Raw genomic sequence first — 22,929 nt, 5'->3', positions numbered from 1 at the left:
CTCGCGGCGCCGGGCCATCTCGCAAGCGCAATGAGGGCGTGGAGCGCCCCGCTAGCCCTTGTTCGGCGGATTCACCCTGATGTGAAGCTCCCGCAACTGCTTGGTCGTGGCTTCAGACGGCGCGCCCATCAGCAGGTCCACGGCCTGCTGGTTCATCGGGAAGAGCGAGATTTCGCGCAAATTCGTGGTACCGCACAGCAGCATCACGATGCGGTCGAGCCCGGCCGCCATGCCGCCATGCGGCGGTGCACCGTACTGGAAGGCACGGTACATGCCGCCGAAGCGGTCGATCACTTCCTGCTCGCCATAGCCCGCGATCTCGAATGCCTTCACCATCGCGTCCGGCTTGTGGTTGCGGATGCCGCCGGAGGCGATCTCGTAGCCGTTGCATGCAATGTCGTACTGGTACGCCTTGATCGTTAGCGGATCCTGCGTCTGCAACGCCTCCAGGCCGCCCTGCGGCATCGAGAACGGGTTGTGCGAGAAGTCGACCTTCTTGTCGTCCTCGTTGTACTCGTACATCGGGAAGTCGACGATCCAGGCGAGTTCGAACCGGTCCTTGTCGATCTGGTTCAACTCCTCTCCAAGCTTGGTGCGCGCCAATCCTGCGAACTTCCAGAACTTCTCCGGATCACCCGCGACGAAGAACGCGGCATCGCCCTCCTTGAGGCCGAGTTGATCGCGGATCGCGGCCGTCCGCTCAGCGCCGATGTTGTTGGCCAAGGGACCTGCGCCCTCGCCGCCCTCGCGCCACATGATGTAGCCGAGGCCGGGCTGGCCCTCGCCCTGCGCCCACGAGTTCATGCGGTCGCAGAAGGCGCGCGAACCGCCGCCCACGCCCGGAATCGCCCAGACCTGGTTCTTCGGGTCTTCCAGCATCCGCGCGAACACCTTGAAGCCGGAGCCTCGGAAATGCTCGGAGACCTCCTGCATGATGATCTTGTTGCGCAGGTCCGGCTTGTCCGAGCCGTATTTACGCACGGCCTCGGCAAACGGAATCCGCGGCCAGTTCTTCGTCACCGGCCTGCCCTTGGCAAAATCCTCGAACACGCCGGTGATGACGGGCTCCATCGCCGCGAACACGTCGTCCTGGGTGACAAAGCTCATCTCGACGTCGAGCTGATAAAACTCGCCCGGCAAGCGGTCGGCTCGCGGGTCCTCGTCGCGGAAGCACGGCGCGATCTGGAAGTAGCGATCGAAGCCCGACATCATCAGGAGCTGCTTGTATTGCTGCGGCGCCTGCGGCAACGCGTAGAACTTGCCGGGATGGATGCGCGACGGCACCAGGAAGTCACGCGCGCCTTCCGGCGAGGAAGCCGTCAGGATCGGGGTCTGGAATTCGAAGAAGCCCTGCTCCTTCATCCGGCGGCGCATGGAATCGACGATCGCGCCGCGCGTCATGATGTTCTGATGCAGCTTCTCGCGACGCAGGTCGAGGAAACGGTACTTAAGCCTGATGTCCTCAGGATATTCCTGCTCGCCGAACACCGGCAGCGGCAACTCGGCCGCTGGCCCCAGCACTTCGATCTCCTTGACATAGACCTCGATCATGCCGGTTGGCAGCTCGGGATTGTCGGTGCCCGCCGGGCGGCGGCGCACATTGCCGTCGATCCGCACCACCCACTCCGAGCGGAACTTTTCCACTTCCTTGAACGCCGGCGAATCCGGGTCAGCCACGCATTGGGTAATGCCGTAATGGTCGCGCAGGTCGACGAACAGCACGCCACCGTGGTCGCGGACCCGGTGAACCCAGCCAGACAGCCGGGCGGTCTGGTCGATGTCGCTCTCGCGGAGCGCGCCGCATGTGTGTGACCGGTAGCGATGCATGGGTGTCCCAAAACTGATGTCGGAGCAAACGAATCGGACGGCCCAGGGCCCGGTCCGAAGTTGCGGAGGGTTTACCCGAGCAAGCGGGGTGCGGCAACCAAGGGAACGAGCGGTTTCGGCCCGAAACCGCACATTTTCGGCAATCGGTCGCGAACCGTTTGCCTATTGCGCCCGCGAGCTTATCTTTTTGACATGACCATCCATTTCCCGTTCCAGAACACGTATTCGACGCTCCCGGCGAACTTCTTTGCCCGCGTCGCCCCGACCCCGGTGGCAAGCCCCCGGCTGATCAAGCTGAACCTTGCGCTGGCCATCCAGCTTGGCCTCGATCCGGACCTGCTGTCGACGGCGGAGGGTACCGAAATCCTGGCTGGTAAGCTTGTGCCTGACGGAGCCGACCCAATCGCGATGGCCTATGCCGGCCACCAGTTCGGGCATTTCGTCCCGCAGCTCGGCGATGGCCGCGCCATACTGCTCGGTGAGGTCGTCGACAAGGAGGGCGTGCGGCGCGACATCCAGCTCAAGGGCAGCGGTCCGACCCCGTTCTCCCGCCGGGGCGACGGCCGCGCCGCGCTCGGGCCGGTGCTGCGCGAATACATTGTCAGCGAGGCCATGTTCGCATTGGGCATTCCGACCACCCGCTCGCTCGCTGCCGTCGTCACCGGCGAGGCTGTGATGCGCGAGACGGCACTGCCCGGCGCGGTGCTGACCCGCGTTGCCGCAAGCCACGTCCGCGTCGGCACCTTCCAGTTCTTCGCCGCGCGCGGCGATGTTGACGGAGTGCGCGCGCTCGCCGACCACGTCATCAGCAGGCACTACCCCGATGTGAGAAGCGCCGACCGTCCCTATCACGCGCTATTGGAGGGCGTCATTGCGCGCCAGGCCGAGCTCGTTTCGCGCTGGCTTCTCGTCGGCTTCATCCATGGCGTGATGAACACCGACAACACCTCGATCTCGGGCGAGACCATCGACTACGGCCCCTGCGCCTTCCTCGACAACTACAATCCTGCACAGGTGTTCTCGTCGATCGACGAGATGGGGCGCTACGCCTATGCCAACCAGCCGCGGATCGCGCTGTGGAATCTGACCCGGCTCGCCGAGTGCCTGTTGCCGCTGTTCGACGATGACAAGGACAAGGCGATCGAACAGGCGCAATTCATGCTCGGCGAATTCTCGGAAAAATTCACAGCGGCCTATCAGGCGGGCCTGTCAAGAAAGGTTGGCCTGTTCACCGCGCGCGACGGCGACGAGGCGCTCGTCCAGGACCTGCTCGATGCGATGGCGAAGAACGACGCCGACTTCACGCTGACCTTCCGGCAGCTCGGCAACGCCGCAGGCGACGAGGCCGACACCGCCGATGTCCGCGCGCAGTTCACCGATCCCGTGGCATTCGACGACTGGTCCAAGCGCTGGCGCGAGCGGCTTGCGCTGGAGCCGCAGACCGCCGCCGAGCGCAAGGCGGCGATGCAGGCCGTCAACCCGGCCTTCATCCCGCGCAACCACCGCGTCGAAGCTGTGATCCAGGCCGCAACGAACAGCGACGACTACGCGCCGTTCGAGGAATTGCTGACGGTGCTGGCGAAGCCGTTCGAGGATCAGCCGCAATTTGCGGCCTATGCCGATCCGCCACTGCCGGATCAGCGCGTCACGCGGACGTTCTGCGGAACGTGATGCTCATCCTGCACGTCACCATCTGATACCGCAATGACGCACGATATGGCTCGTGAGCATTAACTCACCTTCCACCATGTGCCGAGGGCCGGCGCAGTAACTATAAGGCTTAACAACCCGTCAATTCGCTCCCGACAAATCTAGCGATCTATCGGGAGAAATGGCCCATGGACGCATTTGTATTGGAATTCGTGGGAATGATGATAGTTGCGCTCTGCCTCGTTGTGCTCGCGCTACCTTCGGGCCGCCGCCCCTCGAAGGACATGCGCCCGCACTGATGTGCGAACGCCGCTTGTTCTGACTTTGCGGTTGCGGGGCCTTCACGACAGTTTTCGGCGGCTCCGCGACCGCAACTGTTCGTCGGCCTCAAGCCGCGCCATGTCGAACAGATGGCCGAGGACGTCGAACTCGTGGCGCTGGGCGAGCTTGGCGAGCTCGCTGGCCGCAGCCGCGATGAGGATCAAGGCGTCGTCAGCGCTGTCCTCTCCACTCGTGTCATTTGGCGATTGCCGCCCGGCGGATGCTGGTCGCTTCCGGCCGCCCCCTGCTTTGGTCAAAAGCGCACCTAGTTCCCCACAACGTCTGAACAGATACGCCCTTTTCGGCCGCAACTCTAGGGCGTAGCGTACAACTCTTGGGATAGGAACCGCAGCCCGGGCGCCGTTCTCAATATCTGTCGATTTGACAGGGGCCGCCTCAACACCCATGTTCGCCCCGAAACAGCGGGCCGCGAGTCTAGCGGAACCCGCTTTCAAGCTTTCCCGCAAGCCATTGGAATGACATGAATATCGTCATCGTGGAGTCGCCGGCCAAGGCCAAGACGATCAACAAATATCTGGGCGCCTCCTATGAGGTCCTGGCGTCGTTCGGCCATGTCCGCGACCTCCCGGCCAAGAATGGATCGGTCGATCCGGACGCAAATTTCCAGATGATCTGGGAGGTCGATCCCAAGGCCGCGACCCGCCTCAATGACATCGCCAAGGCGCTCAAGGGGGCGGATCGCCTGATTCTCGCAACCGACCCCGATCGCGAGGGCGAGGCGATCTCCTGGCACGTGCTGGAGGTGATGAAGGAGAAGCGCGCACTGAAGGACCAGAAGGTCGAGCGCGTCGTGTTCAACGCCATCACCAAGCAGGCGGTGTCCGAAGCCATGAAGGCGCCGCGTCAGATCGATGGCGCCCTCGTCGACGCCTACATGGCGCGCCGCGCGCTGGACTACCTCGTCGGCTTCACCCTCTCGCCGGTGCTCTGGCGCAAGCTGCCCGGCGCGCGCTCGGCCGGCCGCGTGCAGTCGGTCGCCCTGCGGCTCGTCTGCGACCGCGAGCTCGAAATCGAGAAGTTCGTACCCAGGGAATATTGGTCGCTGGTCGCGACGCTGTTGACGCCGCGCGGCGAAGCCTTCGAGGCGCGCCTCGTCGGTGCCGACGGCAAGAAGATCCAGCGGCTCGATATCGGCTCCGGCGCGGCGGCGGAGGATTTCAGGCGTGCGATCGAGGCCGCAACCTTCAAGGTGTTGACCATCGAGGCCAAGCCGGCGCGGCGTAACCCGCAGGCCCCATTCACCACCTCGACGCTGCAGCAGGAAGCAAGCCGCAAGCTCGGCTTCGCGCCGGCGCACACGATGCGCATCGCACAGCGGCTCTACGAGGGCATCGACATCGGCGGCGAAACCACCGGCCTCATCACCTATATGCGCACCGACGGCGTGCAGATCGCGAACGAGGCGGTCGCCCAGGCGCGCAAGGTGATCGGCGAGGACTACGGCAACGCCTATGTGCCTGACGCCCCGCGCCAGTACCAGACCAAGGCCAAGAATGCGCAGGAAGCACATGAAGCAATCCGCCCGACCGATTTGTCGCGTCGTCCCGCTTCAATCGGCCGGCGGCTCGATGCAGATCAGGCCAGGCTTTATGAACTGATCTGGAAGCGTACCATCGCAAGCCAGATGGAATCGGCAGAGCTCGAGCGCACCACGGTCGACATCGAGGCGAAAGCCGGTTCGCGCGTCCTGGAATTGCGCGCCTCGGGACAGGTGATCAAGTTCGACGGCTTCCTCGCGCTGTACCAGGAAGGTCATGACGACGAGGAGGACGAAGATTCGCGCCGCCTGCCCGCGATGAGCGAAGGCGAAGCGGTGAAACGCCAAAGCCTCGCCGTCACCCAGCATTTCACCGAGCCGCCGCCACGCTTCTCGGAAGCTTCGCTGGTCAAGCGGATGGAAGAGCTCGGGATCGGCCGGCCCTCGACCTACGCCTCGATCCTGCAGGTGCTGAAGGACCGCGGTTACGTCAAGCTCGAGAAGAAGCGGCTGCACGGCGAGGACAAGGGCCGCGTCGTGGTCGCGTTCCTGGAGAACTTCTTTTCGCGCTATGTCGAGTACGACTTCACCGCCGACCTCGAGGAGCAGCTCGACCGCGTCTCCAACAACGAGATCTCGTGGCAGCAGGTGCTGAAGGATTTCTGGCGCGACTTCATCGGCGCGGTCGACGACATCAAGGACCTGCGGGTTGCCGAAGTGCTCGACGCGCTTGACGAGATGCTTGGTCCGCATATCTATCCGCCGCGCGCGGATGGGGGCGATCCCAGGCAATGCCCGACCTGCGGCACCGGCCGGCTCAACCTGAAGGCCGGCAAGTTCGGTGCCTTCGTCGGCTGCTCGAACTATCCGGAATGCCGCTACACCCGCCCGCTTGCCGCTGACAGCGCCGAGAGCGCCGACCGCATCCTCGGCAAGGACCCGGAGACCGGGTTCGACGTCACGGTGAAGGCGGGACGCTTTGGACCGTACATCCAGCTCGGCGAGGCGAAAGACTATTCCGAGGGCGAGAAGCCGAAACGTGCAGGCATCCCGAAGGGCACCTCGCCCGGCGATGTCGACCTCGATCTGGCGCTGAAGCTGTTGTCGCTGCCGCGCGAGATCGGCAGGCATCCGGAAACCGGTCAGCCGATCACCGCCGGCATCGGCCGCTTCGGGCCGTTCGTCAAGCACGAGAAGACCTATGCCAGCCTCGAGGCCGGCGACGAGGTTTTTGACATCGGGCTGAACCGCGCGGTCACGCTGATCGCGGAGAAGGCGGCGAAGGGTCCGAGCGGCCGCCGCTTTGGATCCGATCCGGGCAAGCCGCTCGGCGATCACCCGACGCTCGGCGCGATCGCACTCAAGAGTGGCCGCTATGGCGCCTATGTCACCGCAGGCGGTATCAATGCAACGATCCCGAGCGACCGCACGCCCGACGAGATCACGGTTGCCGAAGCGGTCGCGCTGATCGACGAACGCGCGGCCAAGGGCGGCGGCAAGGCAAGGACCAAAAAGGCGAAGGCCGCGAAGCCGGCAAGGTCGACGAAGGCGGAAACGGCCAAGGCTGATGGCGACGCCGAAGCCGAGCCCAAGCCCGCGAAGAAGGCCGCGGCGAAGAAGACCGTCGCAAAACCGAAATCAGATGCGACCACCAAGGCGCGCGCGCCGGTCGCATCGGCGGCCAAGACATCGCCCGCAAAACCCGCGGCAGCATCGAAGACATCTCCGAAAAAGAGCGTCGGCAAGGCACGAGGATAAGTGAAACGCAGACATGACCATGGCTTTCCGGCCCGGGACGCCATCGTCACCTTCATCCGCGCCAATCCAGGCAAGGTCGGCACCCGCGAAATCGCCCGCGAGTTCGGCCTGAAGAATGCCGACCGCGTCGAGCTGAAGAAGATCCTTCGCGAGCTTGCCGACGACGGCACGATCGCAAAGCGCGGCCGCAAGATACATGAGCCGGCCGCGCTGCCACCGACCGTGCTCGCCGACATTACCGGCCGCGACAGCGATGGCGAGCTTATCGCCTCGCCCGCCGAGTGGGACACCGAAGAAAACGGCACCGCGCCAAAAATCCGCATCGAGACGCCGCGACGGCCTAAGCCCGGCACCGCAGCCGGTGTCGGCGACCGCGCGCTGCTGCGGGTCGAGGTCACTGACGAGCGCGACGGGACGCCCTATCGCGGCCGCGTCATCAAGGTGATCGATCACGCGCGCTCCCGCATCCTCGGCGTGTTCCGCAGCCTTCCCGATGGCGGCGGACGGCTGATCCCGGTCGACAAGAAACAGGCCGGCCGCGAGCTCAACATCGCCAAGCCGGATGCCGGCGGCGCCGAGGACGGCGATCTCGTCAGCGTCGACCTGATCCGCACGCGCGGTTACGGCCTCGCCTCGGGCCGCGTCAAGGAGCGGCTCGGCTCACTGTCGAGCGAGAAGGCGATCAGCCTGATTGCGATCCATGCCCACGACATTCCGCAGGTCTTCTCCGCCTCCGCGCTGCGTGAAGCCGAAGACGCCAAGCCGGCGACCTTGCAGGGCCGCGACGACTGGCGCGACGTGCCGCTCGTCACGATCGATCCGCCCGATGCCAAGGACCATGACGACGCCGTGCATGCGGAAACCGATCCAGATCCGAATAACAAGGGCGGCTACATCGTCAACGTCGCGATCGCCGACGTAGCCTTCTATGTGCGGCCGGGCTCGGCGCTCGATCGCGACGCGCTCCAGCGCGGCAATTCGGTCTATTTCCCCGACCGCGTCGTGCCGATGCTGCCCGAGCGCATATCGAACAATCTCTGCTCGCTGGTGCCGGGCGAGCCGCGCGGCGCGCTCGCGGTGCGCATGGTGATCGGCAGCGACGGCCGCAAGCGTTCGCACAGCTTCCATCGCGTGCTGATGCGCTCGGCCGCAAAGCTTCATTACGCGCAGGCCCAAGCCGCGATCGACGGCCGGCCCGACGATACGACCGGCCCCCTGCTCGTCCCAATCCTCAAACCGCTGTGGGCCGCCTACGAGTTGGTCAAGCTCGCGCGCAACGAGCGAGACCCGCTCGATCTCGATCTGCCCGAACGCAAGATCCTCCTCAAGCCCGACGGTACCGTCGATCGCGTGGTCGTGCCGGAGCGGCTCGATGCGCACCGGCTGATCGAGGAATTCATGATCCTTGCCAACGTCGCGGCCGCCGAGACGCTGGAGAAGAAGAGCCTGCCGCTGATCTACCGCGTGCACGACGAGCCGACACAGGAGAAGATTTACAATCTGCAGGAATTCCTGAAGACGCTCGACCTGCCCTTTACAAAGTCAGGCGCGCTGCGGCCCTCGCAGTTCAACCGCGTGCTCGCCCAGGTGGCGGGGGAGGATTACGAGCCGCTCGTCAACGAGGTCGTGTTGCGCTCGCAGGCGCAGGCCGAATATTCCGCCGAGAATTATGGCCATTTCGGCTTAAACCTGAGGCGCTATGCGCATTTCACCTCGCCGATCCGGCGCTACGCCGACCTGATCGTGCATCGCGCGCTGATCCGCGCGCTGGGCTTGGGCGAAGGTGCGCTGCCGGCGGATGAAACGGTGGAAACGCTCGCCGAAATCGCGGCGAAGATTTCCGTCACCGAGCGCCGCGCAATGAAGGCAGAGCGTGAGACCGCCGATCGCTTGATCGCGCATTTCCTCGCCGATCGCGTCGGCGCCACGTTCCAGGGCCGCATCTCCGGCGTCACGCGCGCCGGGCTGTTCGTAAAGCTCGACGATACCGGCGCCGACGGATTGGTTCCAATCCGCACCATCGGCGGCGAATATTTCAACTACGACGAGACACGCCACGCGCTGATCGGCTCGCGCAGCGGTACTATCTATCGGCTCGGGGACGTCGTCGATGTGCGCCTGGTCGAGGCTGCACCGGTGGCCGGCGCCTTGAGATTCGAGCTGTTGTCGGAAGGCCGGGCCGTTGCGCGCGACAGAAAGCGCACCGTGAGGGCCGAACGCCGCGTGACGGCGCACCAGGAGCGGAAACAGCGCAAGACGAAGGACCGCAAACCGGCGAAGCAAAAGTCCGGTAAATCGAAGCGAGGCAAGTCATGGAAACGGTGACCCCGCCGACGGTCGTCTGGACACGCAACACGACACAGCCCGAGAAGCGCGACGTCTGGAACGCGATGAAGCGCGGGTTCCGCGGCCGCTGCCCGCGCTGCGGCGAAGGTAGACTGTTTCGCGCGTTCCTCAAGGTCGACAACAATTGTTCGGTATGCGGTCTCGATTTCACGCCGCATCGCGCCGACGATCTGCCCGCCTATCTCGTGATCGTCATCGTCGGTCACATCGTGGTTCCGATGGCGCTGTGGATCGAGACCAATTATTCGCCACCGATCGCGCTGCAACTGGCGATCTATCTGCCGGTCACGCTGATCGCGTCACTGGCGCTGCTGCAGCCGGTCAAAGGTGCCGTGGTAGGTTTCCAATGGGCGCTTCGCATGCACGGCTTTGATGAAAATGCCCCTAGCGACATCCCCCCGGTCTAGCTAAACCCGATCAAGAAGAAACCAAACGGGGATGGCATGACCGAAGCCGCAACTGCCGTGAAGGAAGAAAAAGAAGCCGATCATCATCCTTACTTTCGGCCAAAGGACGCAGCGACGCTGATCCTGATCGACCGCTCCGGCGCGAGGCCGAAAGTGCTGGTCGGCAAGCGGCACGACAACGTGGTGTTCATGCCGGGCAAATATGTCTTCCCCGGCGGCCGGGTCGACAAGGACGACAACCGCGTGCCCGTCGCCGCTCCGATCACCCCCGAGCTCGAGGCCAATCTGCTCAAGGGAAGCCCGAAGATCACGACGGGCCGCGCCCGCGCCCTCGCCAATGCCGCGATACGCGAAGCCTGCGAGGAGACCGGTCTCTGCCTCGGCCGCAGGGTAGAGCAGGCCGGTAAACTCGAAGGTCCGTGGAAGCCGTTCGCCGATGCAGGTCTGTTGCCCGATCCGTCCGGCCTGTTCCTGATCGCGCGCGCGATCACGCCGCCTGGCCGGGTTCGCCGTTTCGATACGCGCTTCTTTACTGCTGACGCATCGACGATCGCGCATCGTGTCGAAGGCGTGGTGCATGCCGATGCCGAACTGGTCGAGCTGGTGTGGGTCGAGATCGGCTCGGAGCCGCTCGCGGATGCGCATGCCATGACCAAGAACGTGCTCGCCGAACTCGATCGCAGGCTCGCCACCGGCCCGCTGCGCCATGACGCGCCCGTACCTTTCTTCCATTTCCACGGCGGCAAGATGCAGAAGGATGTGCTGGGGGCGTAGACCCGCCTCCCGCCGTCGCCAAAATTGCAAAATTCTTCTGCCACCGCCGGATAGCGCGCCGCGGACGGACCCCCCATCTAGTCGGCTACCGACAACGGAAGGGACGGGTCAATGGCGAAGCGTCAACTCAGGCTCGGCGCGTTCATGCGTCCGGTCAGCATTCACACCGGCGCATGGCGCTATCCCGGAGCCTGGCCGGACGCCAATTTCAACTTCGCCCATATCAAGCAACTGATCAAAAAGCTCGAGGCCGGCAAGTTCGACGCCTTCTTCATGGCCGACCATCTGGCCGTGCTGAACATGCCGATCGACGCGCTCAAGCGCAGCCACACCGTCACCTCGTTCGAGCCCTTTACGCTGTTGTCGGCACTGTCGGCAGTGACCGAGAACATCGGCCTGATCGCGACCGGCTCGACCACTTTCGACGAGCCCTATCACGTCGCCCGCCGCTTTGCCTCGCTCGATCACATCTCGGGTGGCCGCGCCGGCTGGAATATCGTCACCACGGCCAATCCCGACGCCGCGCTGAATTTCGGACTCGACGATCACATGGAGCATGCCGAGCGCTACAGGCGGGCGCGGGAGTTCTACGACGTCGTGACTGGCTTGTGGGATTCCTTCGCCGACGACGCCTTCGTGCGCGACGTCGAATCCGGGTTGTTCTTCGAGCCCTCGAAGATGCACGTGCTCAATCACAAGGGCAAATATCTCTCGGCGCGCGGTCCGCTGAACATCGCCCGTCCGGTACAGGGCTGGCCTGTCATCGTGCAGGCCGGCGCATCGGACGACGGAAGGCAGCTTGCGGCCGAAACCGCGGAGGCGGTGTTCACCGGCGGCGGCAGCCTGGCCGACGGGCAAAGGCTCTATGCCGACATCAAGGGCCGAATGGAAAAGCTCGGCCGCGACCCCGACCATCTGAAGATCCTGCCCGGCGCCTTCGTCGTGGTTGGCGACAGCGTCGAGGAAGCCAAGGAAAAGCGCGCGCTGCTCGACAGCTGCGTGCATTATGACAGCGCGATCGCCTCGCTCTCGGTGATCCTCGGCACCGACGCCTCCGGCTTCGATCCCGATGGGCAGTTGCCGCCGATCCCCGAGACCAACGCGAGCAAGAGCGGCCGGCAGCGCATTGTCGATGTCGCCGCGCGCGACAAGCTCACCGTGCGCCAGCTCGCCCAACGCGTCGGCGGCTATGGCGGCCTCGCCTTTGTCGGCACGCCCGCGACCATCGCCGACCAGATGGAGGAATGGCTGACGAGCCGTGGCAGCGACGGCTTCAACATCATGTTCCCCTATTTGCCGCAGGGGCTGTTCGACTTCGTCGACAAGGTCGTCCCGGAACTGCAGAAACGCGGGATTTTCCGGAAAGAGTACGAAGGCAGGACGCTGCGGGAGAATCTGGACCTGCCGCGGCCGGAAAACCGCTTCTTTGGGGCCTAGTTGCCAGGAAAGGAACCGCTCTCCGGCCGGAAAATCTTGACTTCCGGCCGTTTCTGGCTAGTTTCCCCGCCAACGCGGGCCGATTTGGCCGGTTCCTGATATCCCTGCATTTCCGAGGTTTGCACATGGCCAAAGCGGTCACCATCAAGGTCAAGCTCGTGTCGACCGCCGACACCGGCTACTACTACGTTGCCAAGAAGAATTCGCGCACCATGACCGACAAGCTGGTCAAGAAGAAGTACGACCCGGTCGCGCGCAAGCACGTCGAATTCAAGGAAGCCAAGATCAAGTAAGATTGCTGGACCCTGACGTCGTCAGACGGGGCCTTTGCGGCCCCGTTTTTGCTTTGTGGCCGAGCGTCACCCCTTCTGCCTCCCGGACGGGCCCGGGCGTAGGGTTTACATGATCGCGACCTCGCAGGAAGGTAACGTCGGTGGGTACTCGGTCGCGTATGGCCGCGAGGACATCTACTTTCCTGTCTATGTCACGGCCGCGCTGGCGGCGATCTTCCTCACGGCCACATGGGTCACATGCGCCCTTTACTGGTTGGCGCTCGCAGTGGCAGCGGCAGGCTTCACCTACTACAACATTCCCCTGCTCGAGACCGGACGTCCGACCATCGGCGCCAATCAGTATGGCATCTTCATCCAGGCGTTCGGATTGATCCGGTGGCGCGCGGTCGAGCGTATCGATCTCGTCCAGATCGCCGAGCGCGCGATGACCGTCCATGAGCTCCAGATCGCGCTCAACGCGCCGATCGGCAGCGCGCTCGTTGCCGACTGGCGCAAGCGGCCCGCCTATCGCCTGATGATGCGCCTGCCGTGGCAGATGGACCACCGCGGCGTCGTGCGGGTCAACCTTGAGCCATTCGACCGGACGCCCGATGAGATTCATCGGACGTTCCTCAGGATGTGGCGCTACTATCGGAGCTAGCCGCCGCCAAACGCCTCGTCGCGCACATGCCTGTCCGCGATCTCGGCATCAGGATTGTGCGTGATGGTCATGAACCAAACGAGGCTGAAAAACAGCGACCACGCCGTGTTCCAATAGAACCAGTTCATTCGATGACCTCGTTGCGAACAGTCTTGCCCCGCAGGACCGGCAGCGATCGCCGGCCCTGCGGGATGCCGCCCCGCTTCGTCCTAGTGTACCACCTCGCCATGCAGCGCGAGGTCGAGCCCATCGCGCTCCGCATCCTGCGCCACGCGGAGGCCGACGAATATCTTGACCACGAACAGAATGATCAAGCTGACGACAGCGTCATAGACGAACACGGTCGCGACCCCGATGCACTGGTTCACGAACTGAGCGGGATTTCCCTCAAGAAGGCCCGGTGTTCCCCCGTACTGCTCGACCGCAAAGACGCCGGTCAGCAGCGCGCCGACGATGCCGCCAATTGCGTGCACACCGAAGCAATCGAGCGCGTCGTCGTAGCTGAACATGCGCTTCAAGCCGGTGCATCCCCAGTAGCAGAAGACGCCGGCGCCGATGCCGATGGCAAACGCACCGATCGGGCCGACAAAGCCCGAGGCCGGCGTGATCGCAACAAGACCTGCGACCGCACCCGAGCAGATGCCGACGACGGTCGGCTTACCCTTGAGCGCCCATTCCACCAGCATCCAGGTGAAGGCGGCAACGGCAGTGGCAATCTGCGTCACCAGCATCGCCATTCCGGCCTGCATGCCTGCGGTGACCGCGGAACCGGCATTGAAGCCGAACCAGCCAACCCACAGCAGCGAGGCGCCGATGAAGGTCAGCACCATGTTGTGGGCCGGCCCCGTCTCGACGCGCTTGCCGAGCATGATGGCGCACATCAGCCCGGCCACGCCGGCGTTGATATGCACCACGGTGCCGCCAGCAAAGTCGAGCACCTTCACCCACGCTGCGTCGTTGCCGGCAGCGAAGATTCCGTCAGGTCCCCAGACCCAGTGCGCGATCGGCGCGTAGACGAAGATTGCCCACAGGCCGATGAACCAGAGCATCGCCGAGAATTTCATCCGCTCGGCGAACGCGCCGGCAATGAGCGCGGGCGTGATGATGGCGAATGTCATCTGGAAACAGATGTACACCGTCTCCGGAATGGTTGCGGCAAGCGGGTTCGGATTGCCGATTCCTCCCTTGCCGATATCGCTCAGGATGTCCTTGAGAAACATGCGGTCCAGGCCACCGATCAACGGCGTGCCGGCGCGAAACGCCAGGCTGTAGGTCAGCACGGCGAACAAAATCGTGACCAGGCAGGTGACGGCAAAGCTGGTCATCACGGTGTCGCCGACATTCTTCTTGCGCACCATGCCGCCGTAGAACAGGCCGAGGCCGGGGATCGTCATCATCAGGACGAGCGCCACCGATGTGAGCATCCACGCGGTGTCGCCAGAGTTCGGCGTGCACTTCTCGAGAACCTTGCCGCCGCAGGGCGGCGGTGCCGCATCCTCGGCGAGCGCAAAATCGCCGAACGCAAGCCACAGGACGGCCACCCCCGAGAGAATAACCGCGAGTCTCACGAGTCTTTGACGCGTGTATGTCCCTAACTCCATCGCCTTCCTCCCGTCGCATGAGATGCCGGTGTTCGGAGCCGCCTCTTGCCGCGCACACGCGTAACGGCTCGCTCGCGCGCGAACGCCGCGGCGTTGCCCCGCCGTCCAGTTCTCGGAATTTCTCGAAGCGCCGCGATGTATGGGGCCTGCGCGCTCGCAGATCGCAACAGGATGAAGGCCTGACGTGAGGCACAAGACGCCCGTTGCTCGGCGGCGCAGCAAGGTCGTCGGGCTCGGTTTGGCTGGGAGATCGGCGCGACTAGCCTCATCGCTGGCCAGCCTTCCCCATTGTCGCCAGGTCGGAACCTCAGTAACGGTTCCGGCTTCCATTTCTTAATCAAACTCAATCAAGATTCGTGCCAGCGATGGCGCTATCGTAACCTCTTGGAAAATCTTCATTTAATAGGGGTCTTACAAAGAAATGGTCGCCGGCTGCTCACCTTTTCGGCAGATTCCAAGTCAATAAATAGGCAGAGATCGACCGCTGCCACTTGCTTCGGCAGCGGTCCGTCAACAGTCGGAGCCGTTCGGCTCTACGCGATCTTGCTCTACGCGGTCTTCAAGATGGGCGGCTGCGACGGGCGGATCAGCGCGAACGCCACCTGGATGATGCCGCCGGCAAGGCCGAACGCCACACCGATGCGCCAGGCCATGGTGTAGGAGCCGAGCGCGTCGTAGAGCACCCCTCCTCCATAGGCGCCGAGGAAGCTGCCGATCTGGTGGCTCATGAAGGCAAGGCCCTGGATCATCGCCTGCCAGCGCAGCCCGAACATTTCGGCCACCGCGCCCGCGACCAGAGGACCGACGCCCATCCAGAGGAAGCCCATGATCGCGCCGAACAGCAGCGTGGAAGCGGGAGTAGCGGGCAGCATGAAGTACCAGGCAAGCGCCAACGAACGCAGGATGTAGATCGCGCCAAGCAGCGCGAGCTTGTTCCAGCGTTGACCGGCCCAGCCGAAGAACAGCGAACCCAGTACGTTGAAGCCGCCGATCATGCCGAGCGTCTGCGCGCTCAGCATCGGATCGAGGCCGCAGATCGCAAGATACGACGGCAGATGCGTGGTGAGGAACACGAGCTGCATGCCGCAGACGAGATAGGCGCAGGTCATCACCACAAAGGAGGCATTGCCGAACGCGGTCTTCGCGGCCGTCACCGCAGTCGCGTCGTCGATATCGTCGGAGGCCTGTTTCGGCAGCGGAATCCTGTCGACGCGACCGGCATACCAGGCCGCAGGAATCATCGCTACCGATAGCGCGACGAAGCCGGCGAGCCCGATGCGCCAGCCAAAACCTTCGTTGAGCATCTGCCCGATCGGCGCCGACAGCAGCGCCCCGAGCGAGCCGGCGCCGGAGACGATGCCGAGCACGGTCGAGCGGACGGTCTCAGGCACCGCGCGCGCCGCGATAGACATCGCAATCGCTGCGGCGGTGCAGGCGAGCGAGGTGCCGATCAGCACGCCGCCGCCGACCATGACGCTGACGAGCCCCTGCGCGGTCGCCATCAGCGCCAGACCGGCAATGTACATCAACGAACCGACCACCATGATCGGGCGGAAGCCGTAGCGGACCGTCAGCGCGCCAGCCAACGGCTGGAGAAAGCCCCAGGCGAGATTCTGCACGGCCAGCGCCAGCGTGAAGTCCGAGACCGAGATGCGGATGTCGTGCGTCAGCGGCTGCAGGAAGATGCCGAGGCTCTGCCGCAGCCCCATGCTCAGCGTGAGCATGATGGAGGCGCCGATCAGAATGGGAAGCGTAGGACGCAGGACCTGTAACAGGGGCATGCTTCTTGTTCTCCCGTTCGGGTACGCGGCATGATCACCGCGGCCTGCGATTCCCGCTGTTTTGATTACACAGACCTGTGTAACTAGTCTATGCTTGCGGCTCAGTGTCAAGCTATGAGGATCCACGGCTGCTGCATGGCATCCCCGCCCCCCAAACAGACCATGAAAGAGCGGATCCTCGAGACCGCCGACAAGCTGTTCTACATGCAGGGTATTCGCGCGATTGGCGTCGACACGATTGCGGCCAAGATCGGCATCAGCAAACGCACGCTCTACAATCATTTCCCATCGAAGGACGCGCTGATCGCGGCCTATCTCGAACGCCGCTTCGTACAGCCGCGCGCCTCCGACAAGCCGCCGGCCGAGCAGATCCTCGCCACCTTCGATTCGCTGGAGCGGCGTTTTGCGAGCAAGGATTTTCGCGGCTGCCCGTTCGTGAACGCGGTGGCTGAGCTCGGGCCGGAGGACCGTTCGGTCCGGAAGATCGCTATTGCGTTCAAGGAGAGCCGCCGCGCCTGGTTTCGCGATCTGTTGCGAGAACTCGGCGTCGCCGATGCCGAGGGGCTTGCGACGCAACTTGTGTTACTGGTCGACGGTTCGATCGCACAGGATCTGGTGCGCGACGATCCCGCGATGGCCCGTGCGGCCAGGCAAGCCGCGATCGTGCTGCTGGCGCATGCCGGTGTAAACATCGACAAAAGCATCCCGGACAAGCCACGGGAAGCGGCGAAGATACGCCAACCTGACGCCAGTTGAAACACAAGCGCGTCTTTCGAACGAAACCAGGTCGGGTCGCGAGGAGAGCGGAGGTCCCCTCTCCCGCCGGAGCTGTCGAAGCACAAGCGAGGGCCAGCATGAACCAAAAACCGGACGCACCCAATTTCGACAGCACCTTTCGCGCGGGCTTGCTCGAATTACTTGCCTGGCGCCGCGACGTGCGCCGCTTTCGTTCTGAGCCCCTTCCGCCGGGCATGGTCGAGAGATTGATCGAAGTCGCCTGTCTGGCGCCGTCGGTTGGCCTCAGTCAGCCCTGGCGCTTTGTACTTGTCGAGGATGTCGGCCGTCGCGAGGCGGCGATCGCCAATTTCGAGTCCTGCAACGCCGATGCCCTCGCAGACTATGACGGCGGGCTGGCGACCCGGTATGCCCGCTTGAAGCTGGCCGGACTGCGCGAGGCGCCTTGTCATCTGGCCGTATTCGCCGACCGCTCGACCACTGTCGGACACGGCCTCGGTCGGCGGACGATGCCCGAGATGGCGGATTATTCCGTCGTGACCGCGATCTTTTCAATGTGGCTGGTAGCCAGAGCTGAAGGCGTCGGAATGGGATGGGTGTCGATCCTCGATCCTGTCGTCATCGCCAGGATTCTGGATGTTCCCAAAGACTGGCGCTTCATCGGATACTTTTGCATCGGCTATCCAATGGACGATGAAGACATTCCGGAATTGGAGCGAGCCGGCTGGGAACATCGTCGGTCACCGCAGGAGTTTGTGTTTTGCCGATGATGGTTTCTGGCCTGTCGGCGACGCACCGCAGTCCGTCTTGTTTCACCAGGCGAGGGCAACCCCGCTGAGCGAGCCAATCGCACAGCGCTGACAAAGGTCTGCACTTGGAAATGGGAGACGCTGGCCGCTTTGGGTCGTGGCCTCCAAGCATCGCGCGCCTTCGGGGCGGCACGTCGAAGCATTGGCGATGGTGCGGGACCTCGATCCGGAGGCCGCACCCCCATCCAGTCGTGGTGCCTGACGTGGACTGAAAACTTCGGCGAAACAGCAGTCCGCCGTGACTCAGGCGGCGCTTTGGCTCGCCGCCTGAGTTAGCATCAATTACCTATTGGCAGGGATGCTGGAGACCGTCAGCACCCTTGAAATAGGTGCCGGGCCTGCAGACGATGCCGTTGCGGGCCGCATACGCATTCCAGCTGCCGCGCCAGGCCATATCGCCGGACATGGCGTAAGAATTGCCCCAGCCGCCGACTGTAGCGCCCGCGGCAACCGCCGCCGGCCGGCCATACGCCGTTCGCCGATAGCCGCCGGTGGGCGTACTCCCGGTTCCAAGACCCGTGCAGCTGGCGAATTCAGCTTGGCATGCGTCAGGATTGGAAAGGGCCGCCTGCGCCAGCGCAGCAGAGCTGGACAGCGCGGATGCCGCAATCACGATTGCGCCAAGAACTTTTAGGTTTGTCATGGCTCGCTCCATTGCAAAAAGTCCCCTACCGATCCACCCTCTCGCGAGAAGCCGCAGCATTGATCTAGATCAAACCTCCGCGTCGATCCGGACATGGCCGTCCGCGACGCATTACGCCGCCGTGCGACCTCGGCCGCTTTGTGAGCAAGGCGGATATGGCATCGTCACATCACGCCACCAGGTTTATGGGTAAACGGCCTACGCCGCGGCCGAGACCACGCGATTGCGGCCGTCGTGCTTGGCGCGATAGAGCGCGGTGTCGGCGCGCTTGAGCACGTCGGCGACTGATTCCCCCTTGCGCTCCAGCGTGGCCAGGCCGATCGAGATCGTCACATCGATCCGTCTCGCGCCCTTGTTGACGGCGAAGGCCTCGCCGGCGATCGAGCGGCGTAGCCGCTCGGCGACCATGCCGGCGACGTGGAGATCGGTCTCCGGCATCACGATGACGAACTCCTCGCCGCCGTAGCGACAGGCGAGATCGATGCCGCGGATCGACTTGCGGATGCGGACAGCGAACTCGCGCAGCACGTCATCGCCGGCGTCATGACCATAGGTGTCGTTGATCGACTTGAAGTAGTCGATGTCGAGGATCATCAGCGCAAGCGGCTTGCCGCGCGCCGAGGCCTGCTCGGCGAGCGTCGCAAGATGGCTCTCCATGTAGCGGCGATTGTGCAAGCCCGTCAGCGCATCAGTGATCGCCATCTCGATCGAGTTCTGCACATTGTCGCGCAGATGGTCGGTGTAGCGGCGGCGGCGGATCTGGGTGCGGGCGCGCGCCAGCAATTCGTTCTTGTCGACCGGGCGCAGCAGATAGTCGTTGACGCCGATCTCGAGCCCGCGCATCAGGCGCGTGTTGTTGTCGGCGTCCGAGATGGCGAGGATCGGCAATTGCCGCGTGCGTTCGAGCGAGCGCGCCTGGCTGCATAGCCGCAGGCCGTCGTAATTGTCGAGGCCGAGCGAGACGATCATCAGGTCGTAATCGCCCTCGGCGGCGTGGAACAAGGCTTCTGAAGGATTGGTCTCGACGTCGACGGTGTGTTCGGCGGAGAGGATCGGCGCGAGCTTCTCATAGGACGACGGCCGGTCGTCGACCAGGAGGACGCGCCCGCCCACGCCCTTGTCGGCGATTGCGCTGCGCTCGGGCGCCTGCATCCCGATCTCGAGCGAAGTAATGGCGCGCATGCGCAGCTCGTCGGTCATCATCTTCAGCCGCGTCAGCGACCGTACCCGCGCGATCAGCACGACGTCGGACACCGGCTTGGTCAGGAAATCATCGGCGCCCGCTTCGAGGCCGCGGACGCGGTCGGCGGGGCTGTCCAGCGCGGTGACGATGACGACGGGAATGAAATGGGTGACCGGATTGGACTTCAGGCGGCGGCAGACCTCGAAGCCGTCCATATCGGGCATCATCACGTCGAGCAGGATGATGTCGCATTCGGCACGCGCGCAGATCTCCAGTGCCTCGGCGCCGTTGGAAGCGGTCAGCACGTCGAAATATTCGGCCGACAGTCGAGCTTCCAGGAGCTTGACGTTCGCCGGAACGTCATCGACGACAAGGATACGCGCGGACATCGGAACTGCACTCCCTACTACCCGATAAAACGTCGGACAGTTTCAATAAATTTTCCGACCGAAATGGGCTTTGACAAATAGGCCTCGCAGCCGCCTTCGCGGATGCGCTCCTCGTCGCCCTTCATGGCGAAGGCCGTGACCGCGACCACCGGTATGGCGCGCAGGTCCGGATCGTCCTTGATCCAGCGCGTAACCTCGAGGCCGGAAACCTGCGGCAACTGAATATCCATCAGGATGAGGTCGGGACGCAGCTTGCGGACGATGTCGAGCGCCTCAAAACCGTTACTGGTGCCCGAGGTCTGATAGCCATGCGCTTCCAACAGATCGCGAAAGAGCTTCATGTTGAGCTCGTTGTCCTCCACGATCAGGACGGTTTTGGCCATCCCGTCCCTCCTAAATCCAGGAGACGGGCCCGGCAGCGGTGCATCGGGCACCACGCTTGGGGCGCGTCGAAATGTGAATTCAAACTAGCGCCAGAATCGCTCTTAACCCGTTAAACCCGAACGCCAACTTGCGAAAGCGTGGTTTCCGTTTGCTTGAACACACGTGGAAGACTCGGGCATGATGGGCGTCTCAATAGAGATCATAAGTTAACGGAAAGGCAAACTGGCGCGTTGAAAAAGCCTGTTCACAACCCTCGGGAAGTTGCTGAAATCGTTGCGATTCAGGCACTGAGCTTCATTGCCGGCGATCCCGAGCGGCTGGGTCTGTTCCTGGCCGAGACGGGAATCGGGCCCGAGACGCTGCGGAGCGCGGCTTCCGATCCTCAATTCCTTGCGAGCGTGCTCGATTTCGTCATGCGCGATGATGCCATGGTGAAGGCCTTTGCCAGCGCCTCGGAACTGCATCCGACCAACATCGCTGCGGCCCATCAGGTGCTGGGTGAGCGGAACTGGGAGCGCGACGTGCCGTGACGACGGCGGCGCCAGCGTCAGGCGGCCCGCTCGGGATCTGCCGGGACTGTCTCGGCGACCTCGATTTCAGGGCGAAGCGATGCGGTCATTGCGGTTCGCCCCGGCTGGTCCGCCACCGCACCCTCCCCGCGCTGGCGCTGGCGCATATCGACTGCGACGCGTTCTACGCAACCGTCGAAAAGCGCGACAATCCCGACATCGCCGACCGGCCGGTGATTATCGGCGGCGGCAAGCGCGGCGTCGTGTCGGCCGCCTGCTACATTGCCCGCACCTATGGCGTCTGCTCGGCGATGCCGATGTTCAAGGCGCTCGCGCTCTGCCCGAACGCGACCGTGATCCGCCCCGACATGGCAAAATATGTCCGGGTCGGACGCGAGGTGCGTCACGCCATGCAGGCGCTGACGCCGCTCGTCGAGCCGCTGTCGATCGACGAGGCCTTCCTCGACCTGTCCGGCACGCAGCGCGTCCACGGCATGATCCCGGCGAAGGTACTGGCCAGGTTCGCGCGCGATGTCGAACGCGAGATCGGAATCACGGTGTCGGTCGGGCTCTCCTCCAACAAGTTCCTTGCCAAGATCGCCTCCGATCTCGACAAGCCGCGAGGCTTTGCCGCACTGGACCAGGACGAGGCCCGCGAGATGCTCGCGGACAAGCCGGTCGGCTTCATCTACGGCGTCGGGCCCGCGACGCAGGAGAAGCTCGCACAACGCGGCTTCCGCACCATTGCCGACCTGCAGCGCGCCGATGAAAACGAGCTGATGAAGCAGCTCTCCGGCGAGGGCCGCCGGCTGTGGCAGTTGGCGCGGGGCATCGACGACCGCCGCGTCGTGCCCGATCGTGGCGCCAAGACAATCTCGAGCGAGACGACCTTCGAGAACGACATCCGAGATTTCGCGACGCTGGAGAAGCTGCTCTGGAGGCTGTCGGAGAAGGTCTCGGCACGGCTGAAGACCAGCGACCTTTCGGGCTGCACCATCACGCTGAAGTTGAAGACGGCGGATTTTCGCCAACGCACCCGCTCGCAATCGATCCAGACGCCGACCCAACTCGCGGCGAAGATTTTTGCGGTATCGCGCGAGATGCTGGCCAGGGAAATCGACGGCACCGCTTTCCGCCTGATGGGCACCGGCGTCAGCGCGCTGCGGCCGGGCACGCAGGCCAACGATGCCGACATGCTCGACCGCCGCTCCGCCGATGCCGAGCGTGCGATGGACGGCCTGCGCAAGAGGTTCGGCAACGCCGCCGTCATCAGAGGCATTGCCTATGAAGGGCCGGCGAAGCAGGCGGATGAGTAGCCACGGCGGCGGCGAGCGCACACTCCATCATTGCGCGCGGAGCGACTTGCCCGCCGAAGCCTTGGAGAGTGTCGCTGCGTCTCGCCCCGTGCGGCGACGAGCAGACTTCAATCGGCGACCGCCACCGCCTCGATCTCGATCAGCCATTCAGGTGCGGCAAGCGCGGATACACCGACAAGCGTGCTCGCTGGCGGTTCCATGCCCTCGAAGAACGCCGAGCGCGCCTTGCCGATGACGGGACGAAGCTCCGGCCTGTAGCCGACGACGAAGGTGGTGATCTTGACGATGTTGGCGTAGCTCGCGCCGGCGGCCTTCAGCGCCAGGCCGATATTGTGCATCACCTGCGTCGTCTGCGCCGCCAGATCACCGACGCCGACCACGCGTCCCTCCTCGTCGGTGGACACTTGTCCCGCGATAAAGATCGTGCGTGCGCCGGAGGCGACTACGACGTGGGAGTATGCCGGATTATGGTGAAGGCCGCTTGGGCGAAGATGTTCCAGCTTGCTCATGTTATGCCTCCCTGACGCGTGATTGCAGCGAAGCCTATCCGGGTCCGGCACTCTCGACCAGACCGGTCACACACGATGCTTCCGTCATTACGAGCTACCCGGTCGGCGCGAAGCGCCGC

Annotated in this window: 21 protein-coding genes; 12 read left to right on the top strand and 9 right to left on the bottom strand. The window is 63.9% G+C overall.

The genetic code is table 11. The features are described 5' to 3' along the window. Nucleotides 1–51: 51 nt before the first annotated feature. Nucleotides 52–1,827 (bottom strand): aspartate--tRNA ligase, encoded by a 1,776-nt coding sequence (aspS, locus tag JQ553_RS06535; protein WP_212499088.1) that lies wholly within the window; start codon nt 1,825–1,827, stop codon nt 52–54. Nucleotides 1,828–2,019: 192 nt separating this feature from the next. Here aspS and JQ553_RS06530 point away from each other — a divergent pair, with 192 nt between their 5' ends. Beyond that, entirely contained in the window at nt 2,020–3,498 is a 1,479-nt protein-coding gene (locus tag JQ553_RS06530; protein ID WP_212499087.1) for a YdiU family protein, read from the top strand. Between the two features lie 320 nt (nt 3,499–3,818). Here JQ553_RS06530 and JQ553_RS06525 read toward each other — a convergent pair whose 3' ends face one another. Next, nucleotides 3,819–3,962 carry a hypothetical protein gene (locus JQ553_RS06525; RefSeq protein ID WP_212499086.1) on the bottom strand — a complete coding sequence of 48 codons (144 nt, stop codon included), beginning with the start codon at nt 3,960–3,962 and terminating at the stop codon, nt 3,819–3,821. A gap of 317 nt (nt 3,963–4,279) precedes the next feature. Here JQ553_RS06525 and topA point away from each other — a divergent pair, with 317 nt between their 5' ends. The 7 genes from topA (at nt 4,280) to JQ553_RS06490 (ending at nt 12,951) form a co-directional block, all read left to right on the top strand. Continuing rightward, a complete protein-coding gene (gene topA, locus JQ553_RS06520; RefSeq protein ID WP_212499085.1) occupies nt 4,280–7,054 on the top strand; it encodes a type I DNA topoisomerase in 2,775 nt (924 codons plus the stop codon). After that, entirely contained in the window at nt 7,055–9,379 is a 2,325-nt protein-coding gene (rnr, locus tag JQ553_RS06515; protein WP_212499084.1) for a ribonuclease R, read from the top strand. Further along, on the top strand, nt 9,367–9,807 hold the full coding sequence (locus JQ553_RS06510) for a DUF983 domain-containing protein (protein WP_212499083.1): 441 nt from the start codon (nt 9,367–9,369) through the stop codon (nt 9,805–9,807). The genes rnr and JQ553_RS06510 overlap by 13 nt, the downstream gene beginning before the upstream one ends. Nucleotides 9,808–9,843: 36 nt before the next feature. Beyond that, the gene (locus JQ553_RS06505) at nt 9,844–10,581 is read left to right on the top strand and encodes an NUDIX hydrolase (protein ID WP_212499082.1); all 738 of its coding nucleotides are present in this window, start codon (nt 9,844–9,846) and stop codon (nt 10,579–10,581) included. A 111-nt stretch (nt 10,582–10,692) separates the two neighbouring features. Beyond that, nucleotides 10,693–12,018, top strand: coding sequence for an LLM class flavin-dependent oxidoreductase (locus JQ553_RS06500; RefSeq protein ID WP_212499081.1), 1,326 nt, complete (start codon nt 10,693–10,695; stop codon nt 12,016–12,018). A 125-nt stretch (nt 12,019–12,143) separates the two neighbouring features. Beyond that, a complete protein-coding gene (gene rpmG / locus JQ553_RS06495) occupies nt 12,144–12,311 on the top strand; it encodes a 50S ribosomal protein L33 (protein ID WP_212499080.1) in 168 nt (55 codons plus the stop codon). 109 nt (nt 12,312–12,420) lie between these two features. Beyond that, on the top strand, nt 12,421–12,951 hold the full coding sequence (locus JQ553_RS06490) for a hypothetical protein (protein WP_212499079.1): 531 nt from the start codon (nt 12,421–12,423) through the stop codon (nt 12,949–12,951). Here JQ553_RS06490 and JQ553_RS34860 read toward each other — a convergent pair. The 3 genes from JQ553_RS34860 to JQ553_RS06480 form a co-directional block, all read right to left on the bottom strand. Next, a complete protein-coding gene (locus tag JQ553_RS34860) occupies nt 12,948–13,079 on the bottom strand; it encodes a hypothetical protein (RefSeq protein ID WP_283817227.1) in 132 nt (43 codons plus the stop codon). The genes JQ553_RS06490 and JQ553_RS34860 overlap by 4 nt on opposite strands. Nucleotides 13,080–13,160: 81 nt before the next feature. Next, nucleotides 13,161–14,552 (bottom strand): ammonium transporter, encoded by a 1,392-nt coding sequence (locus JQ553_RS06485; protein WP_212499078.1) that lies wholly within the window; start codon nt 14,550–14,552, stop codon nt 13,161–13,163. A gap of 548 nt (nt 14,553–15,100) precedes the next feature. Next, complete coding sequence (locus JQ553_RS06480; protein WP_212499077.1) at nt 15,101–16,333, bottom strand: MFS transporter; 1,233 nt, start codon at nt 16,331–16,333, stop codon at nt 15,101–15,103. 135 nt (nt 16,334–16,468) lie between these two features. On the opposite strand from JQ553_RS06480, the gene JQ553_RS06475 reads away from it, so the two are divergent. Continuing rightward, entirely contained in the window at nt 16,469–17,089 is a 621-nt protein-coding gene (locus JQ553_RS06475) for a TetR/AcrR family transcriptional regulator (protein WP_212499076.1), read from the top strand. Between the two features lie 98 nt (nt 17,090–17,187). After that, a complete protein-coding gene (gene bluB, locus JQ553_RS06470) occupies nt 17,188–17,838 on the top strand; it encodes a 5,6-dimethylbenzimidazole synthase (protein WP_212499675.1) in 651 nt (216 codons plus the stop codon). A 325-nt stretch (nt 17,839–18,163) separates the two neighbouring features. Here the strand turns inward: bluB and JQ553_RS06465 are convergent, their stop codons facing one another. The 3 genes from JQ553_RS06465 to JQ553_RS06455 form a co-directional block, all read right to left on the bottom strand. After that, the gene (locus JQ553_RS06465) at nt 18,164–18,520 is read right to left on the bottom strand and encodes a hypothetical protein (RefSeq protein ID WP_212499075.1); all 357 of its coding nucleotides are present in this window, start codon (nt 18,518–18,520) and stop codon (nt 18,164–18,166) included. A 198-nt stretch (nt 18,521–18,718) separates the two neighbouring features. Further along, on the bottom strand, nt 18,719–20,092 hold the full coding sequence (locus tag JQ553_RS06460) for a PleD family two-component system response regulator (RefSeq protein ID WP_212499074.1): 1,374 nt from the start codon (nt 20,090–20,092) through the stop codon (nt 18,719–18,721). A gap of 17 nt (nt 20,093–20,109) precedes the next feature. Then, on the bottom strand, nt 20,110–20,475 hold the full coding sequence (locus JQ553_RS06455; RefSeq protein ID WP_212499073.1) for a response regulator: 366 nt from the start codon (nt 20,473–20,475) through the stop codon (nt 20,110–20,112). A gap of 231 nt (nt 20,476–20,706) precedes the next feature. On the opposite strand from JQ553_RS06455, the gene JQ553_RS06450 reads away from it, so the two are divergent. Next, nucleotides 20,707–21,006, top strand: coding sequence for a DUF3572 domain-containing protein (locus JQ553_RS06450; RefSeq protein WP_212499674.1), 300 nt, complete (start codon nt 20,707–20,709; stop codon nt 21,004–21,006). Beyond that, complete coding sequence (locus JQ553_RS06445) at nt 21,003–22,301, top strand: DNA polymerase IV (RefSeq protein WP_409363037.1); 1,299 nt, start codon at nt 21,003–21,005, stop codon at nt 22,299–22,301. Before JQ553_RS06450 ends, JQ553_RS06445 begins: the two co-directional genes overlap by 4 nt. 107 nt (nt 22,302–22,408) lie before the next feature. On the opposite strand, the gene JQ553_RS06440 is transcribed toward JQ553_RS06445, so the two are convergent. Beyond that, on the bottom strand, nt 22,409–22,810 hold the full coding sequence (locus JQ553_RS06440; protein ID WP_212499072.1) for a RidA family protein: 402 nt from the start codon (nt 22,808–22,810) through the stop codon (nt 22,409–22,411). Nucleotides 22,811–22,929: the final 119 nt, after the last annotated feature.

Origin of the sequence: Bradyrhizobium lablabi, assembly GCF_018131005.1 — a bacterium.
Taxonomy (GTDB): Bacteria; Pseudomonadota; Alphaproteobacteria; order Rhizobiales; family Xanthobacteraceae; genus Bradyrhizobium; species Bradyrhizobium lablabi_D.
This window is presented reverse-complemented; position numbering and strand designations above follow the sequence as displayed.

Bases quoted from the DNA above. Each gene is read 5' to 3' on its own strand.
- JQ553_RS34860 (WP_283817227.1), bottom strand. From the start codon at position 13,079: ATGAACTGGTTCTATTGGAACACGGCGTGGTCGCTGTTTTTCAGCCTC.
- JQ553_RS06480 (WP_212499077.1), bottom strand. From the start codon at position 16,333: ATGCCCCTGTTACAGGTCCTGCGTCCTACGCTTCCCATTCTGATCGGC.
- JQ553_RS06500 (WP_212499081.1), top strand. From the start codon at position 10,693: ATGGCGAAGCGTCAACTCAGGCTCGGCGCGTTCATGCGTCCGGTCAGC.
- JQ553_RS06465 (WP_212499075.1), bottom strand. From the start codon at position 18,520: ATGACAAACCTAAAAGTTCTTGGCGCAATCGTGATTGCGGCATCCGCG.
- JQ553_RS06475 (WP_212499076.1), top strand. From the start codon at position 16,469: ATGGCATCCCCGCCCCCCAAACAGACCATGAAAGAGCGGATCCTCGAG.
- JQ553_RS06510 (WP_212499083.1), top strand. From the start codon at position 9,367: ATGGAAACGGTGACCCCGCCGACGGTCGTCTGGACACGCAACACGACA.
- JQ553_RS06440 (WP_212499072.1), bottom strand. From the start codon at position 22,810: ATGAGCAAGCTGGAACATCTTCGCCCAAGCGGCCTTCACCATAATCCG.
- topA (WP_212499085.1), top strand. From the start codon at position 4,280: ATGAATATCGTCATCGTGGAGTCGCCGGCCAAGGCCAAGACGATCAAC.
- aspS (WP_212499088.1), bottom strand. From the start codon at position 1,827: ATGCATCGCTACCGGTCACACACATGCGGCGCGCTCCGCGAGAGCGAC.
- rpmG (WP_212499080.1), top strand. From the start codon at position 12,144: ATGGCCAAAGCGGTCACCATCAAGGTCAAGCTCGTGTCGACCGCCGAC.
- JQ553_RS06460 (WP_212499074.1), bottom strand. From the start codon at position 20,092: ATGTCCGCGCGTATCCTTGTCGTCGATGACGTTCCGGCGAACGTCAAG.
- JQ553_RS06505 (WP_212499082.1), top strand. From the start codon at position 9,844: ATGACCGAAGCCGCAACTGCCGTGAAGGAAGAAAAAGAAGCCGATCAT.
- JQ553_RS06455 (WP_212499073.1), bottom strand. From the start codon at position 20,475: ATGGCCAAAACCGTCCTGATCGTGGAGGACAACGAGCTCAACATGAAG.
- JQ553_RS06485 (WP_212499078.1), bottom strand. From the start codon at position 14,552: ATGGAGTTAGGGACATACACGCGTCAAAGACTCGTGAGACTCGCGGTT.
- bluB (WP_212499675.1), top strand. From the start codon at position 17,188: ATGAACCAAAAACCGGACGCACCCAATTTCGACAGCACCTTTCGCGCG.
- JQ553_RS06530 (WP_212499087.1), top strand. From the start codon at position 2,020: ATGACCATCCATTTCCCGTTCCAGAACACGTATTCGACGCTCCCGGCG.
- JQ553_RS06490 (WP_212499079.1), top strand. From the start codon at position 12,421: ATGATCGCGACCTCGCAGGAAGGTAACGTCGGTGGGTACTCGGTCGCG.